Source organism: Ruegeria sp. ANG-R (genome assembly GCF_000813985.1).
Lineage (GTDB): Bacteria > Pseudomonadota > Alphaproteobacteria > Rhodobacterales > Rhodobacteraceae > Ruegeria.
The window spans coordinates 311,318-325,611 of sequence record NZ_JWLJ01000006.1 but is presented as its reverse complement, the minus strand read 5'-3'; the positions used below and the strand labels follow the sequence as shown (position 1 = coordinate 325,611).

Below are 14,294 nucleotides of genomic sequence, written 5' to 3'. Positions count from 1 at the left end.
AAAAAAGGCGATGCGCTGGGCACCGCCTTTGATGTCCGGTGGGTGGTGCGATCAGACGCTTTCGTCCAGCGCCACCACAATCGCGTCGCCCATTTCACTGGTCGAAACCGGCGTGACGCCTTCTTCGGCCAACAGGTCTGCCGTGCGGACGCCATCGGCCAGAACCTTCTCGATCGCTGCTTCAAGACGATCGGCTTCGGCGCCTTGATCGAAGCTGTATCGCAGCGCCATCGCGAAGCTGAGGATACACGCAATCGGGTTGGCTTTGCCCTGACCGGTGATATCGGGGGCCGATCCGTGGACCGGTTCATACATTGCCTTGGGGCGGCCGTTGGCCATCGGTGCGCCCAGCGAGGCCGAGGGCAGCATACCCAGAGACCCGGTCAGCATGGCGGCGCAATCCGACAGAATATCGCCGAACAGGTTGTCCGTGACGATCACGTCAAATTGCTTGGGTGCGCGTACCAACTGCATCGCGCCGTTGTCGGCATACATGTGCGACAGCTCGACCTCGGGATAGTCCTTGGACACGCGCTCGACGACTTCGCGCCACAGGATGCCCGACTCCATCACATTGGCTTTTTCCATCGAGCACAGCTTCTTGTTCCGGCGCATCGCCAGCTCAAACGCGGAACGCGCGGCGCGTTCGATTTCGGATTCGGTGTAGCGTTGAGTGTTGATACCAACGCGCTCGTTACCTTCTTCGAAGATGCCGCGTGGCTCACCGAAATAGACGCCCGAGGTCAGCTCTCGCACGATCATGATGTCGAGACCTGCAACGATGTCTTTCTTCAGCGACGAGAAATCGGCCAGCGCGTCAAAGCACTGTGCCGGGCGCAGGTTGGAATACAGGTCCATTTCTTTGCGCAGGCGCAGCAGTCCGCGCTCGGGTTTCAGGCTGAAGTCCAGATCGTCATATTTGGGGCCACCAACAGCACCCAGCAGAACGGCGTCGACCTCTTGTGCCTTGGACATGGTCTCATCCGACAGGGGCTTGCCGTGTGCGTCATAGGCAGCGCCGCCAACCAGATCCTCGCTCACGTCAAATTGAAGACCGCGGTTGGTGGCAAACCAATCGATGATTTTGCGCACTTCGGCCATAACTTCGGGGCCAATTCCATCTCCGGGCAGGATGAGGAGCGAGGGGTTGGACATCGACAGTCTCCTTGCGTTTTGTCGCACAGGCCCTAGCGTTTGCGGCGCATCGGGTCAATGAGACGAACCCGTCAAATCACGAGGAAACCACATGCTGACACCCGGAAATCCGGCCCCATCGCTAAAAATCGAAACTGTAGGCCATGGCACCTTTGATCTTGAGCGTGACGCAGGCGAAAACGGAACGCTGGTGATTCAGTATCGCGGCTTGCACTGTCCGATCTGCATTCGCCAGATGGGTGAAGTCGAAGCCGCACTGGGTGATTTCGCCGAACTGGGGGTCGAGGTGATCATGATCACCACGGATACTGGCGAACGAGCGGCGGAAACGGTGGAGAAAGCCGGGGTCTCGAAGCTGCGCGTTGGGTACGGCCTGTCCATGGCAAATGCACGGGATGTCTGGGGTCTGAACATCTCCGTGGCTCGTGAAGGTAGTGCCGAGCCCGCGTTATTTGCCGAACCGGGGCATTTCTATATCAAGCCTGATCAGACCCTCTATTACGTTTGGCAACAGACAACGCCCTTTGCGCGGCCCCCGATGTCGGACATTGTCGGCGGGCTGAAATTCACGCTCGCCAACAACTATCCTGCGCGCGGCACCTATACCGGCGCGCTGTAGTCCGGCTCAGAGATCGGCCTTTAGCCCATCTGAGAGCAGATCCCAGACCCTGCGAATACGCGGGGTCTGCCGCATGGCCTGAGGGGCGGCCAGCCATACAGGCAACACCGGTATCTCGACATCGATGTCCAGCACCTCGACACTCGGGTCGGCGCGAACGATGCTGAGCTGGCTGAACCCGATCCCGCATCCCGCGCGGATCAGCTCCCAATAGGCGGTTTGGTTGTCGCAGCGGGTGGCAAAGCTGTCCCGGCTGGCAGGCCAGCCCTTGTTTCGCATGGCAGTGATGATGTCTTCGTTGGTGTCAAACCCCACAAGGTCGTGCTGCATCAGCTCTGTCGGGGTTGTCGGCCATCCGGCGCGATCCAGATAGGACCGCGAGGCGCAGAAACACAGCGGAACCTCTCCGATGTGCTTTGCCACGATATCGACCTGTTCTGGCCGATACATACGCACCGCGATGTCGGCCTCACGGAACAACAGGTTCTCGCTGGCATCCGAGGCGACCAGATCCAGTTGAATCGCCGGTTCTGCCTGCCGGATTGCGGCCAGAATCGGTGGCAACAGGTGGTGTGAGACAAAGACCGAGGCGGTGATCCTGACCGAGCCTTCCAGCTGCTGTGCCTGCCCCGCCGCGGTCAAGCCAAGCGCATTGACTGCGGCGTTCATCTGTTGCGCCATCGGCAACACCTGCTGTCCCACTTCGCTCAGCGTCAGCCCGCGTGCGTGGCGATCGAACAGAGATACTCCCAGTTCTTCCTCCAGCGCGTGCACTTGCCGTCCAAGCGTCGGCTGACTGCGCCGCAATTGCTTTGCTGCGGCTGAAAGCGAGCCGGTTTCAGCGACCGCCAGAAAGCTTTGAATTAGCGACCAGTCGGAAAGTTGGAGTGCTTTAACCATTCAAAAACGAATACATGATCTGCGGTTTTTGGCAATTTCCAAAGATCAATGAATGAATAGTCTGACCTCGAATGGAGGGACAGATGCCACAGACAGCACTTATTCTCGGGGCTACGGGTCGCTTTGGCCGTAATGCCGTCAAGGCGTTTTCCGATGCAGGTTGGTCCGTGCACCGGTTTGATCGTCACGGCGGTGATTTGCGCATAGCCGCGCGTGATGCGGATGTCATTGTGAACGCCTGGAACCCGCCCTATCCGGACTGGGCGCAGCAAGTCCCTGACCTGCATCGTCAAGTGATTGAAGCCGCGTCAGGGCGTGATCTGACAGTCATTGTGCCGGGGAATGTCTATGTATTCGGCGCAGACACACCGGGCCCCTGGTCAACGGATACGCCCCATCTTGCGCGCAACCCGCTGGGACGCATACGGATCGAGTTGGAAGAAGCATATCGTGCGTCATCCGTGCGAACGATAATGTTGCGCGCGGGTGATTTCATCGACACCTCGGCCTCGGGCAACTGGTTCGATCAGATCATGATCAAACACTTGCGGCGTGGGCAGTTTGTGTATCCCGGGAAATCCGATATTCCCCATGCCTGGGCCTATCTGCCCGATCTGACACGCGCTGCCGTGGCATTGGCTGAAATGCGCCGCGAACTTCCGCGTTTCTGCGATGTCCCCTTTTCCGGCTATACGTTGACCGGCAAAGAACTGGCGCAGGCATTGTCGAAGGTCACCGGGCAGAACCTTGCCCTTAAACAAATGGCGTGGTGGCCTCTGCATTTGGCCCGCCCGTTCTGGCGTATGGCGCCTCACCTGCTTGAGATGAGGTATTTGTGGGACACACCACACCAACTGGATGGTAGCTTTTTTGCAGAGCTATTGCCGGATTTTGCGCAGACCGACCTCACCGGGGCACTCAGGAATGCAATTCCCGAAACCGTACTTGCCCAGTTTCCTCAGAGACGCCGTACACCTCTGTCATCCTAGTCATGCGCGGTTAGCCGAACAGGGGGCGTTCCGGCTGCGCGAAGTCGCCATTGCCTTATTCGTCGAAAAGCTCGACCCAGACGAGCCGATGGCGGCTGGCTGTGGCAGCCCTTTCGCGGTCCGGGGGATCAGGCCAGTAGATTCCCGCGTCGCGTACGCGCCAATCGGCCGAGGGAAGAATGTAATCCACTCTCATCTCGCCGACGCCTTTCCACCTGACCGTCGAGGCCGACCCGGCGGGATCGACAGGTACCGGATCTTGTATCAGAGGGTCCGCAAGCAGACCTCTGATCGTACTCTTGTGGCCTTCCCCCTGATAAGGGTCCAGATTGGCATCTCCGGCGATGACGAACCGGTCGGAATAAGCCGGGCCCAGATCACCGTTCAACAGCAGAGACCAAAGCCGAATTTCATCCCGGTTGCGCAGCCCGTTCCGATCTTCAGAACCGTCAAAGACCGGGGGGCTGGCGTGAAAGGTCATCAGGTTGATGCGACCGCCGGGGGTGTCAATCGGGATGATCCAATGCGATGTCGAAGACAGCCGTTGAATGGTCTGTGCCTGCGCGGAGGGGAACGGCTCTGCTTGTTCGGTCGGTAGGATCGCCCCTGGCAGGTCGCGCCACAGCATCTCGGAAAAAGACCGGACCCCGTCTGTTTCGATGGGGTACCGGGACAGCACCGCCAGCCCGTTCTGGCCCGTAAAACGGCCCCAGCCTTGCGCGTCGCCGGGGCCACCGGTTTCACCGTCCCCGTCCAGATCCAGAGTGGTTTCAATTCCTGAATTGGGTTGTGCTGCAAAACTGTACGGATAATCCAGCCCGCTGTCATTCAACGCCTCGGCAAGAGCCTCGAGGGCGAGGCCGTCCAAATCCCAATCGATACCTTGCAGAGCAACGATGTCGGGGCGGTTTGTCACCAACACGTCGATCACCGCGTTTACCTGCGGATCTCCACGGCGGATATCACGCAGCAAAAGACCAGGGCCGTCTCGGCTAAGCTCTGTGTTGAAGGTTGCAATGCGCACCGTCTCTGCCTGCGCCGTGATGGGCAGCAGTAGCAGGGCCAGTACGCGGATCATGCGATTTGAGTTGTCTCGGCAGTAGAATAGGCGCGGCGTTTTTCGACGATCAGGCCCGCAATTCGCAGCGTTGCCATACCGCGCATGATCATGCTGGCAGGCAGGAAGGCCCACGCGCACAGCGTCCAGATCAAGGTTTGGGGATTACCCAGTGCTATTGGGGTAATGAATGCAGCCGTCAGCTTGATCAGCGCGGGGATCAGGAAAGGCAGCAAGGCCCCGATTGCGATGTTCAGCCGTCCGTCGCGCTGCAGGCGGGTGACCACATCACCGCCCTTGGTTGGGTCAAACAGCGGCAGATTGGTCCAGACATTGAACGCACCGTTACCTGTCGGCCAACCCCTCAGCTTCACGGCATAGGCAAAGCTGGCGATGGTAACCAACGCAGCAACATAGGCGATACTGGCGGAAATTCGTACAAGTTCGATCAATGGTTGCGCAGCTTCGCCGGGCAGCATCAGGACCACCAGCCGCACCGGGGAATAGGGGAAATCAGCCACACTCGCGACCATCAGGCCAATTGAATAGAATATGCCCGTCAGATCGGTTGGGGCATATGCGTTCTTGCAGATCAGTGTCAGGAAGGTGACCATCGACATGAGACCTACAAAGCGCAGCCTGTTCACCGGCGGAGCGTCGCGGAATTCGATAAAGCTGGGAAACGCAGAGTTGTATTCAGAGAAGGTCAGGATGAACGCAAGGATCGCCAGAAAGACGACAATCTCAGTCCCGTTAGACGTCGATGTAGGCAGGTACAACGCGGGGGTAAGCACCATCAGTGCCACCAATAATCCACGTATCGCCGCCCCCGTTGTGCGTGCAATCACAATCCGAACCCTTTCCAAACCGGCGTAGTCGATTCTATGTCGACTTATCGTCCAACTTGTGCTCACCGCTCGTTCATTGGCGGTTACCTCATGGGAGCCAACTTTGCCGATAAGCGGTATTTCGCTCAAGTCGATGTGCAGAAAACATGGAATTTCGGGCAAAATGATGGCGCAACTGGTGCGGGATTGCATCATTTTTGACGCAAATCCGACGTGTATCTCAAAATGAGACCTAAATGTAGTGGTTTCGGAAAAATCAACCCCAAAAATGCGAACGAGGCCGCTCTTGCGACCCCGTCTGGTTGAGTATCAACAGATTCGTCCCCGGAATCATACCCAGGGGCGTGCCTGGCTTGCGTGATCCTCGAACTTGTCGATGTGGTGATCTTTTTCCATGGTCAGACCGATATCGTCCAAACCGTTCAGCAAGCAATGCTTGCGGTGCGGGTCGATGTCGAATTCGATGACCACACCATCCGATGTGGTGATCTGCTGATCTTCCAGATGCACGGTCATGCGGGCGTTTTCGCCCTTATGCGCGTCATCCATCAGGATCGCGTGATGCTCTTCCTCGACCACGATGGGCAGGATGCCGTTCTTGAAGCAGTTGTTGAAGAAGATGTCGGCGAAGCTGGTCGAGATCACGACCTTGATGCCGAAATCCTTGATTGCCCAAGGGGCGTGTTCACGTGACGAACCGCAGCCGAAATTGTCGCCTGCGACCAGAATCTCCGTCTGACGATAGGCTGGCTTGTTGAGAACGAAGTCATCGTTCTCCTGCCCGTCATCGTGATAGCGCATCTCGTCAAACAGTACGACGCCAAGGCCGGATCGTTTGATGGTTTTCAGATGCACTTTGGGAATGATCATATCGGTGTCGATATTGATCAGCGGCATTGGGGCGGCCACCCCGTGGACTTTGTCAAACTTTTCCATGTCTACACTCCTGCGGGGTAGGGCCGCGCCCGTGCCTCGCGTTTAAGCTTCTTTCGCTTCTGTTGTTTCGTCTTTGGGTGCGTTCCTGACAAAGAACGCCATGAAGACCAATCCGAACCCGTTGAACAGCATCTCAATGCCCAGGAAGATCCCCAGGATGCTCAGCAAAGCCTGCGGTTCCTGCCCCACATAGGTCCAGATGATACCGGCGAGGACGATCGACAAGATGCCCGAGATTATTGTGGGCCAGAAAAACTGCGTTCCTTTCATCTGGAACGACAGAATGATCCGCGCGATGCCGCCTGCCATGAACAGGATCAGCATCACGGTCGCCAGCGTCAGCGTGCCTTGCAGCGGGTGATCCAGAAAGGACCAGCCCAGAAACAGCATGACCGCACCCATGATGAGCGACAGTATCTTGTTGCCGGCGCCTTCAACGGTAAAACCGCCGACGACCTGAAATGCGCCCGCAATAAGCAGCAGCACACCTGTTACCACCGTCACGGCAAGTGAGGCCGCAATAGCGTTCCCCAGCGCAAAGACGCCAAACGCAATGGACAGCAGTCCCAGCGCAAGCCATTTGATCCAGTCACTCATGTTTTTGATCCCTCAAATATCTAGATATGAGCGGACCTTACATCAATTCACGCACGTCTGTCAGCCGTCCTGTGATTGCCGCCGCGGCAGCCATCGCGGGGCTCAGCAGATGGGTGCGTCCGCCGCGTCCCTGACGCCCTTCGAAGTTGCGGTTCGAGGTCGCGGCACAGCGCTCACCCGGTTGCAACTGATCGGGGTTCATCGCCAGACACATCGAGCATCCCGCCAGACGCCATTCGAACCCGGCGTCCTTGAAGATCTCGGCCAGGCCTTCCTCTTCGGCCTGTGCACGCACCAGCCCCGAGCCGGGCACGACCATGGCACGCATCCCGTCCTTGATCTTTTTGCCTTTCAGGATTTCAGCTGCAGCACGCAGGTCTTCGATGCGCCCGTTGGTGCAGGACCCGATAAACACTGTGTCGATTTCCACATCGCTCAGCTTCTGTCCGGCTTCCAGACCCATATATTCGATAGACCGGCGGGCCGCTTCGACTTTACCACCTTCGAAGTCCTCGGGCTGAGGGACCGTCGCGGTGATCGGCAGTACATCCTCGGGGCTGGTGCCCCATGTCACCACCGGCGCGATGTCTTCGCCGCGCAGGGTGATAACCTTGTCGAAATGCGCGTCTTCGTCTGTATAGAGCGTTTTCCACCAGCTCAGAGCCGCTTCCCACTGTGCACCTTTGGGCGCGTGCGGGCGTCCTTTGACGTATTCAAAGGTGGTCTCGTCCGGTGCGATCAGGCCAGCGCGTGCGCCGCCTTCGATTGCCATGTTGCAGACGGTCATACGGCCTTCCATCGACAGGTCACGAATTGCTTCACCGCAATATTCGATGACATAGCCGGTGCCGCCCGCTGTGCCCGTCTCACCGATCACGGCCAGAGTGATATCCTTGGCGGTCACGCCCGGCTGCAATTTGCCGGTGATTTCCACCTTCATGTTCTTGGATTTCTTCTGGATCAGCGTCTGCGTCGCAAGAACATGCTCAACCTCGGACGTGCCGATGCCATGCGCCAGAGCGCCAAACGCGCCATGGGTGGCCGTGTGGCTATCGCCGCAGACAACGGTCATGCCCGGCAGGGTCCAGCCTTGCTCGGGGCCGACGATATGAACGATGCCCTGACGAACATCATTCACCGGGTAGTAGTGAATACCAAAATCCTTGGCGTTCTTGTCCAGCGCTTCGACCTGAATGCGCGATTCCGGGTTCTCAATCCCGTTTACGCGGTCCGGTGTGGTGGGCACGTTGTGATCCGGCACAGCGATGGTCTTTTCCGGTGCACGCACCTGACGACCGGCCATACGCAGACCTTCGAAGGCTTGCGGGCTGGTTACTTCGTGCACCAGGTGGCGGTCGATATACAGCAGGCAGGTGCCATCATCGGCTTCGTGCGCGACATGGGCATCCCAGATCTTGTCATAGAGTGTTTTGGGGGACATCGGTCCTCTCCCGTATGTAATGAGAAATAGCTGGCGAGGTGGCTTAGGCCGCGGATAGGCGGGCCAGAACCGTGCGGGCAGCCCCAAAGAACCGTTCACGCAACCGCGCGCGGTCTTCTAGATTCTGTTCTTGGGCCACATTGAGTCTCATGCGCCCCAGATATAACGGGGTTGGCCGTCAATCAAGGTTCAATCCGGCTGCGGGCTTGCATCCCTTCACGCGGATGGTCAAGCTGGCAAGCATGAACCAGGATTTGCTACCGGAAACGCTGTCCGAGCTTTACGCAAACATGACGGCGGCCTTTTCAGCGCAGTTTGAGAACCTGATCGAGCTGATCGTCACGCCGGGCTGGCGGCAATACCAACTGATCATCATCCTGATTTTATGGGTTCTGGCCTTTTCGCTGAAATTCCTGACCCAAAACCGCTGGGAGTCATGGGCCCGTGCGCGCACGGGATGGCCGAAATGGCGGCTGCGCATCCTGATCCAACTGATGCGGCGCCTGACGCTGGTCTATTTCGTGCTGATGTCCTGGTTGCTCTACTGGGTGATGCAAAACACGACCTGGCCCTCTCACAGCTATATCATCGGCGTCATAGCGACTCTGGCTGCCGCATGGCTTGCCATCGCTTTGGTGTCGCGGCTGGTGCGCAACCGAACATTGCGGCAGATTTTCAAGTGGTCGATGTGGATTTACGCAACATTGATCGCTTTGGGGCTGACAGATGATGTGGCCGAATTTCTCGATGGTGTAGCGATTACCATCGGTGACCTTCATTTGTCATTCCTTGGGATCATCAAAGCTGTCCTGCTGATCGGTGTATTGCTGACTCTGGCCCGGATCGGAACGCGCGCGGCGGAACGGGGCCTCAAAAGAAATGATGACATCACGCCATCGATGCAGGTGCTGTTGGCCAAGGGCATTCAGGTCCTGTTGTATGGCGCGGTTTTCATGGCCGCGATCCGTACGCTTGGGTTCGACCTGACGGGCATCGCGCTGCTGTCCGGTGCGATCGGCGTGGGGATCGGTTTCGGGCTGCAAAAAGTGGTCTCGAACCTGATTTCGGGCATCATCATCCTCATGGACCGGTCGATCAAACCGGGTGATGTGATCTCGCTGGGGGATACCTTCGGCTGGATCAATGCGCTGGGCGCGCGATATGTTTCGGTCGTTACGCGGGATGGGCGGGAATACCTGATCCCGAACGAGGACCTGATCACCAATCAGGTGGTCAACTGGTCGCATTCCGACCGTTTCGTAAGGCTCGATCTGGATTTCGGCACCAGCTATGACGACGACCCGCACAACGTCCGCGCGACAGCGATCCGAGCCGTCAAAACGGTTGGCCGCGTGTTGAGTGGCGGTAAACATGAACCCGTCTGTCATATCACCGGGTTTGGTGACAGCAGTGTGGACTATGTGCTGCGCTTCTGGATCAGCGATCCGAACAAAGGTCTGACCAACATCCGGGGCAATGTCTTTCTGGCGCTGTGGGATGCGTTCAAGGCCGAAGGTATCTCAATCCCCTTCCCGCAGCGTGAAATTCGCGTATTGGGCGACACTGAGGTGCAACATCTCTCCAAAGAGTGAGCGTATGTGGGGCGTGCCCTCTGCCCATTCATTGAAATGTTGCAATCCCCTTGCTACCTTATTAGTACCCCGGCGCCGGGGTTTCACGGCGCGCAGCAAAGGAGGACTATGTCCTGTCTCTACATACACAGGCGGGTTTGCCCGCCGATGATGGGGCCGGTGTAATGGCCCACTCTCAGTCAATCAGCGATAAGCTGCTTGAACGTATCCTTTCCTCACTTTCCGATGACAAGGCCGAAGATGTCGTGCAGATCAATCTGCAGGGCAAGTCGTCCGTCGCGGATCACATGGTGATTGCCTCGGGTCGGTCGACCCGTCAGGTCTCGGCCATGGCGGAAAAACTGACAGATCGAATCAAGCAGGAATTCGGTTTCACCTCGAAGGTCGAAGGCAAGGATGCCGGCGACTGGGTGCTGATCGATACGGGCGACGTGGTCGTTCATATCTTCCGCCCCGAAGTGCGTGAATTCTATCAGCTGGAAAAGATGTGGCTGCCTCAGGGCGGCAGCGCCTCAGCCAACTGAGGCGCCATCCCGGCCCGTATTGAGGGACCGGAGGCGAGAGAGACATGCGTATCAGCATCGTTGCGGTCGGGCGATTGCGCGCCGGACCGGAGAAATCCCTGCTTGATGACTATCTGACCCGATTTGACCGGACCGGCCGAGGCCTTGGCCTTGGTCCCGCACGGGTGATCGAGGTTGAGGACAAGAAAAACGCAGGTATGGGAGCCGAGGCCGCACTGTTGCGTAAGGCGCTGCCCAAAGGCGCTGTGGTCTGTACGCTGGACGAACGCGGGCGCGTGATGTCCTCGCCCGACTTTGCACAGAAGCTTGGGAATTGGCGCGATGCCGGGCGGCACGATTTGGCGCTGATCATCGGCGGCGCGGACGGAATAGACCCTGAATTGCGGGCCGAGGCCGATTTTTCCATCTCATTCGGATCGATGGTCTGGCCTCATATGCTAGTCCGTGTGATGCTGGCCGAGCAACTTTACCGGGCCGCAACCATCTTGTCGGGCGGCCCCTATCACCGGGTCTGACATGGCGCAGCTTCTGATCGTTTATCACTCTCGCACGGGCGGCGCGCGGCAAATGGCTGAGGCTGCTGCTGAAGCGGCGCGGGGTGAAGCCGAGACTGTCTTGAAACCTGCTGATCAGGCCGGGCCCGAGGATATGTTGGCCGCCGATGGCTATATCTTTTGCGCGCCCGAGAATCTGGCAGCAATATCGGGTCTGATGAAGGAGTTTTTCGATCGTTGTTACTATCCCGTATTGGGAAAGATCGAAGGGCGTCCCTATGCTCAAACGGTGTGTGCCGGTTCGGACGGAGAGAATGCGGCGCGCCAGATCGCCCGGATCGCGACAGGTTGGCGATTGAAAGAGGTGCAGCCTCCGTTGATCATCTGCACCCATGCGCAGACACCCGAGGCGATCCTGGCTGAAAAGACCATTCCCGATGAGCAGCTTGAGAAATGCCGCGAGATCGGTGCTGCCCTGGCTGCAGGATTGAGTCTTGGAGTGTTCTGACCCTTAGTTCAGGTCGATCACTGTTGTGTCTTCGCTCCAACCACCGACACTGTCGCGCGCCTGAATTTGCACCTGAGTGGTGCCATCCGGAATCACAACCCCGCCCAGTGAACGGGTAAAGGGCTGCTCATCGACATGCGGGTGATGCAGGACCCGCATACCCAGTTCTTTCCCGTCCATATCCAGAACGCGCCAGCCGTCGGCATAGTCATCCCATCCGGTATCGGGATGGCGGATGGTGACGTCGAAACTCCAGGCGTCGCCGGATTGAGAGGTCGCGACCTTCTCGATCTTGGGCGAGTCCGCAAAGACGGGGGTGGTCAGCAGGGCGGTCAGAATCAGGTATCGCATGGCAGGACCTTAGTGCGTGTTTATTGTCATGGTGTTCACGTCTGTGTGCGCGATGTTTGTGTCAGCAGCACCGTTCTGGAATGAGACGTGAACTCTCTTCGATAGAGTACGCCAAATGTAATCGCGGTTCCCAGCATCAGGGCCACGGGCCCCAGAATCCAAGCGACTGAGGCGAGCGCAAAGTAGGTGGCACGCAGGGCACGGTTGAAGCTGCGCGCGGCAGTCACGCAAATCTCGGCAGCCTGCGCGGCGCGTGAATAGGCCTGCTCATCGTCCGGGTCATTTGGAACGGCGGCCATCAGAACGGCACAATAGCCAAACAGGCGGTGGGCCCAGACATATTTCAGGAAGGCATTTGACAGAAACAAGATGATAATCAGGATTTTGATCTCCCAGACCATTGCCGGTGCACTGCCGATGGCAAGGTCTTTTGCGACTCCGGCAAGACGCTCGGTATTGCCCAGCAGTGCCAGTGCGCCACCGATTGCGATCATAATGGTTGACGCAAAGAAGGTGCTGCCCTGCCGCATGGCGTTAATCACCTGCGCATCGAAAACGCGTGGTTCTCGGGTCACCATCTCGCGCATCCAGTCCCTGCGGTATTGATCCATGATCATCGATACCGAAGGGCGCGCCTGCGCGGGGTTCTCGATCCGCCAGCTGATAAAAAGCCAGGCTGCGATCAAAAGCAGAATGGCGGCGTAGTCGGTTGGGGTAAACAACAGCGTTCGGTCTATCCAGGTCATGCGCGCGACAGTACGTCCGGTCGTTGCAACTTGCCAGCTTGATAAATTGGTAATATAATTTTACCAAATGGAGGATCAGCGATGGAAATGCCCAGGCCAAATCCGGATGTCATCGCGCGCAAGCGCGCTTTGGTCGCGCGGCTGCAGCAGGTTCTGCCCAACGACGCCGTCATTCACGATGAGGCTGAGACGCGGGCTTATGAATGTGACGCGTTGACTGCCTACAAATGCCCCCCCCTACTGGCGGTGCTGCCCTCGACCACACAGCAGGTATCCGACGTCCTGCGGATTTGCCATGACCTGAACGTACCCGTAGTGCCACGCGGCGCGGGCACGTCTCTGGCGGGTGGTGCTTTGCCGACAGCGGATTGTGTGATTCTGGGTGTTGCCCGGATGAATGACGTGCTGGAGGTCGACTACGACAACAGGTTCATCAAAGTGCAAACCGGCCGGACCAATCTGAGCGTGACCGGCGCTGTCGAGGAAGAGGATTTCTTTTACGCCCCCGACCCGTCATCCCAGCTCGCCTGCGCCATAGCGGGGAATATCGCGATGAATTCTGGCGGGGCGCATTGCCTGAAATATGGGGTGACCACCAACAACCTGATGGGCGTCACCATGGTGATGATGGATGGCAGCGTGGTCGAAATCGGGGGTGCCTATCTGGATGCTGGAGGGTTGGACTTGCTGGGCGTCATCTGCGGCTCTGAAGGGCAGCTGGGTGTCGTGACCGAGGCGACCCTGCGCATTTTGCGCAAACCCGAAGGGGCTCGGCCGGTTTTGATGGGGTTTGATGACAACGAAGTGGCGGGTCAATGTGTCTCGGACATTATCAAATCGGGCATTTTACCGGTCGCGATCGAATTTATGGACCGACTGTGCATCCGGGCCTGCGAGAACTTTGCCCATGCCGGTTATCCCGATTGCGAGGCTTTGCTGATTGTTGAAGTCGAAGGGTCCGAGGCCGAAATTGACAGCCAGCTGTCAAAGATCATTGAAATCGCCAAACGCCACAATCCGGTAGAGCTGCGCGAAAGCCAGTCGGCTGACGAAAGCGCCCGCATCTGGTTGGGGCGGAAATCGGCCTTTGGCGCAATGGGTCAGATCAACGATTACATGTGTCTGGATGGCACGATCCCGGTGTCATCGCTGCCCTTTGTCCTGCGCCGGATCGGAGAACTGAGCGAAGACTACGGCCTACCCGTCGGCAACGTGTTCCATGCCGGTGACGGCAACATGCACCCCTTGATCCTGTTCGATGCGAACAAGCCCGGCGATCTTGAGAAATGTGAGGCGTTCGGGGCGGAAATCCTGAAGCTCTGCGTGGATGCAGGTGGCTGCCTGACCGGAGAGCATGGGGTCGGTATCGAAAAACGAGACCTTATGAACCACCAATACGCGACCCACGATCTTGAGGCGCAGATGGCGGTGAAGGATGTGTTCGATCCGAACTGGCTGCTGAACCCGGCCAAGGTATTTCCGTTAGAAGTGTCAGCCGGACGAAGGGTGGCGGCGGAGTAGGGGCGTTGCCCCGGCC

At 58.1% G+C, this 14,294-nt stretch carries 16 protein-coding genes; 7 read left to right on the top strand and 9 right to left on the bottom strand.

Annotated features, from left to right (window positions below; genetic code table 11):
* Positions 1-51: 51 nt before the first annotated feature.
* The gene (leuB, locus tag RA27_RS16140) at positions 52-1,155 is read right to left on the bottom strand and encodes a 3-isopropylmalate dehydrogenase (protein WP_039541184.1); all 1,104 of its coding nucleotides are present in this window, start codon (positions 1,153-1,155) and stop codon (positions 52-54) included.
* 91 nt (positions 1,156-1,246) lie between these two features.
* On the opposite strand from leuB, the gene RA27_RS16135 reads away from it, so the two are divergent.
* Entirely contained in the window at positions 1,247-1,774 is a 528-nt protein-coding gene (locus tag RA27_RS16135; protein ID WP_039541182.1) for a redoxin domain-containing protein, read from the top strand.
* A gap of 6 nt (positions 1,775-1,780) precedes the next feature.
* On the opposite strand, the gene RA27_RS16130 is transcribed toward RA27_RS16135, so the two are convergent.
* A complete protein-coding gene (locus RA27_RS16130) occupies positions 1,781-2,674 on the bottom strand; it encodes a LysR family transcriptional regulator (RefSeq protein ID WP_039541179.1) in 894 nt (297 codons plus the stop codon).
* An 83-nt stretch (positions 2,675-2,757) separates the two neighbouring features.
* Here RA27_RS16130 and RA27_RS16125 point away from each other — a divergent pair, with 83 nt between their 5' ends.
* Complete coding sequence (locus RA27_RS16125) at positions 2,758-3,663, top strand: sugar nucleotide-binding protein (RefSeq protein WP_039541355.1); 906 nt, start codon at positions 2,758-2,760, stop codon at positions 3,661-3,663.
* 55 nt (positions 3,664-3,718) lie between these two features.
* Here the strand turns inward: RA27_RS16125 and RA27_RS16120 are convergent, their stop codons facing one another.
* The 5 genes from RA27_RS16120 to leuC form a co-directional block, all read right to left on the bottom strand.
* Positions 3,719-4,741, bottom strand: a complete 1,023-nt coding sequence (locus RA27_RS16120; protein ID WP_039541177.1) for an endonuclease/exonuclease/phosphatase family protein — start codon at positions 4,739-4,741, stop codon at positions 3,719-3,721.
* Complete coding sequence (locus RA27_RS16115; protein WP_039541353.1) at positions 4,738-5,568, bottom strand: hypothetical protein; 831 nt, start codon at positions 5,566-5,568, stop codon at positions 4,738-4,740. The genes RA27_RS16120 and RA27_RS16115 overlap by 4 nt, the downstream gene beginning before the upstream one ends.
* A gap of 330 nt (positions 5,569-5,898) precedes the next feature.
* Positions 5,899-6,504: a 3-isopropylmalate dehydratase small subunit gene (leuD, locus tag RA27_RS16110; RefSeq protein ID WP_039541173.1), complete on the bottom strand. Its 606-nt coding sequence runs from the start codon at positions 6,502-6,504 to the stop codon at positions 5,899-5,901.
* Positions 6,505-6,546: 42 nt separating this feature from the next.
* Entirely contained in the window at positions 6,547-7,101 is a 555-nt protein-coding gene (locus RA27_RS16105; protein ID WP_039541169.1) for an HdeD family acid-resistance protein, read from the bottom strand.
* Between the two features lie 37 nt (positions 7,102-7,138).
* Positions 7,139-8,542 carry a 3-isopropylmalate dehydratase large subunit gene (leuC, locus tag RA27_RS16100; RefSeq protein WP_039541168.1) on the bottom strand — a complete coding sequence of 468 codons (1,404 nt, stop codon included), beginning with the start codon at positions 8,540-8,542 and terminating at the stop codon, positions 7,139-7,141.
* A 224-nt stretch (positions 8,543-8,766) separates the two neighbouring features.
* Between leuC and RA27_RS16095 the strand changes: the two genes are divergently transcribed.
* The 4 genes from RA27_RS16095 to RA27_RS16080 all read left to right on the top strand — a co-directional run bounded on the left by RA27_RS16095 (position 8,767) and on the right by RA27_RS16080 (position 11,660).
* Positions 8,767-10,134: a mechanosensitive ion channel domain-containing protein gene (locus RA27_RS16095; RefSeq protein WP_039541165.1), complete on the top strand. Its 1,368-nt coding sequence runs from the start codon at positions 8,767-8,769 to the stop codon at positions 10,132-10,134.
* Positions 10,135-10,298: 164 nt separating this feature from the next.
* Positions 10,299-10,658 (top strand): ribosome silencing factor, encoded by a 360-nt coding sequence (gene rsfS / locus RA27_RS16090; RefSeq protein ID WP_039541351.1) that lies wholly within the window; start codon positions 10,299-10,301, stop codon positions 10,656-10,658.
* A gap of 44 nt (positions 10,659-10,702) precedes the next feature.
* The gene (rlmH, locus tag RA27_RS16085; RefSeq protein WP_039541162.1) at positions 10,703-11,173 is read left to right on the top strand and encodes a 23S rRNA (pseudouridine(1915)-N(3))-methyltransferase RlmH; all 471 of its coding nucleotides are present in this window, start codon (positions 10,703-10,705) and stop codon (positions 11,171-11,173) included.
* Position 11,174: 1 nt separating this feature from the next.
* Positions 11,175-11,660 carry an NAD(P)H-dependent oxidoreductase gene (locus RA27_RS16080; protein ID WP_039541158.1) on the top strand — a complete coding sequence of 162 codons (486 nt, stop codon included), beginning with the start codon at positions 11,175-11,177 and terminating at the stop codon, positions 11,658-11,660.
* Between the two features lie 3 nt (positions 11,661-11,663).
* On the opposite strand, the gene RA27_RS16075 is transcribed toward RA27_RS16080, so the two are convergent.
* Positions 11,664-12,011: a hypothetical protein gene (locus RA27_RS16075; protein WP_039541155.1), complete on the bottom strand. Its 348-nt coding sequence runs from the start codon at positions 12,009-12,011 to the stop codon at positions 11,664-11,666.
* Between the two features lie 35 nt (positions 12,012-12,046).
* Entirely contained in the window at positions 12,047-12,757 is a 711-nt protein-coding gene (locus tag RA27_RS16070) for a DUF599 domain-containing protein (protein WP_039541152.1), read from the bottom strand.
* A gap of 81 nt (positions 12,758-12,838) precedes the next feature.
* Between RA27_RS16070 and RA27_RS16065 the strand changes: the two genes are divergently transcribed.
* On the top strand, positions 12,839-14,278 hold the full coding sequence (locus RA27_RS16065; RefSeq protein WP_039541150.1) for an FAD-linked oxidase C-terminal domain-containing protein: 1,440 nt from the start codon (positions 12,839-12,841) through the stop codon (positions 14,276-14,278).
* Positions 14,279-14,294: the final 16 nt, after the last annotated feature.

Bases quoted from the DNA above. Each gene is read 5' to 3' on its own strand.
- RA27_RS16120 (WP_039541177.1), bottom strand. From the start codon at position 4,741: ATGATCCGCGTACTGGCCCTGCTACTGCTGCCCATCACGGCGCAGGCA.
- RA27_RS16130 (WP_039541179.1), bottom strand. From the start codon at position 2,674: ATGGTTAAAGCACTCCAACTTTCCGACTGGTCGCTAATTCAAAGCTTT.
- RA27_RS16135 (WP_039541182.1), top strand. From the start codon at position 1,247: ATGCTGACACCCGGAAATCCGGCCCCATCGCTAAAAATCGAAACTGTA.
- rsfS (WP_039541351.1), top strand. From the start codon at position 10,299: ATGGCCCACTCTCAGTCAATCAGCGATAAGCTGCTTGAACGTATCCTT.
- RA27_RS16075 (WP_039541155.1), bottom strand. From the start codon at position 12,011: ATGCGATACCTGATTCTGACCGCCCTGCTGACCACCCCCGTCTTTGCG.
- RA27_RS16125 (WP_039541355.1), top strand. From the start codon at position 2,758: ATGCCACAGACAGCACTTATTCTCGGGGCTACGGGTCGCTTTGGCCGT.
- rlmH (WP_039541162.1), top strand. From the start codon at position 10,703: ATGCGTATCAGCATCGTTGCGGTCGGGCGATTGCGCGCCGGACCGGAG.
- RA27_RS16105 (WP_039541169.1), bottom strand. From the start codon at position 7,101: ATGAGTGACTGGATCAAATGGCTTGCGCTGGGACTGCTGTCCATTGCG.
- RA27_RS16065 (WP_039541150.1), top strand. From the start codon at position 12,839: ATGGAAATGCCCAGGCCAAATCCGGATGTCATCGCGCGCAAGCGCGCT.
- RA27_RS16070 (WP_039541152.1), bottom strand. From the start codon at position 12,757: ATGACCTGGATAGACCGAACGCTGTTGTTTACCCCAACCGACTACGCC.
- leuC (WP_039541168.1), bottom strand. From the start codon at position 8,542: ATGTCCCCCAAAACACTCTATGACAAGATCTGGGATGCCCATGTCGCG.
- leuD (WP_039541173.1), bottom strand. From the start codon at position 6,504: ATGGAAAAGTTTGACAAAGTCCACGGGGTGGCCGCCCCAATGCCGCTG.
- leuB (WP_039541184.1), bottom strand. From the start codon at position 1,155: ATGTCCAACCCCTCGCTCCTCATCCTGCCCGGAGATGGAATTGGCCCC.
- RA27_RS16080 (WP_039541158.1), top strand. From the start codon at position 11,175: ATGGCGCAGCTTCTGATCGTTTATCACTCTCGCACGGGCGGCGCGCGG.
- RA27_RS16095 (WP_039541165.1), top strand. From the start codon at position 8,767: ATGGTCAAGCTGGCAAGCATGAACCAGGATTTGCTACCGGAAACGCTG.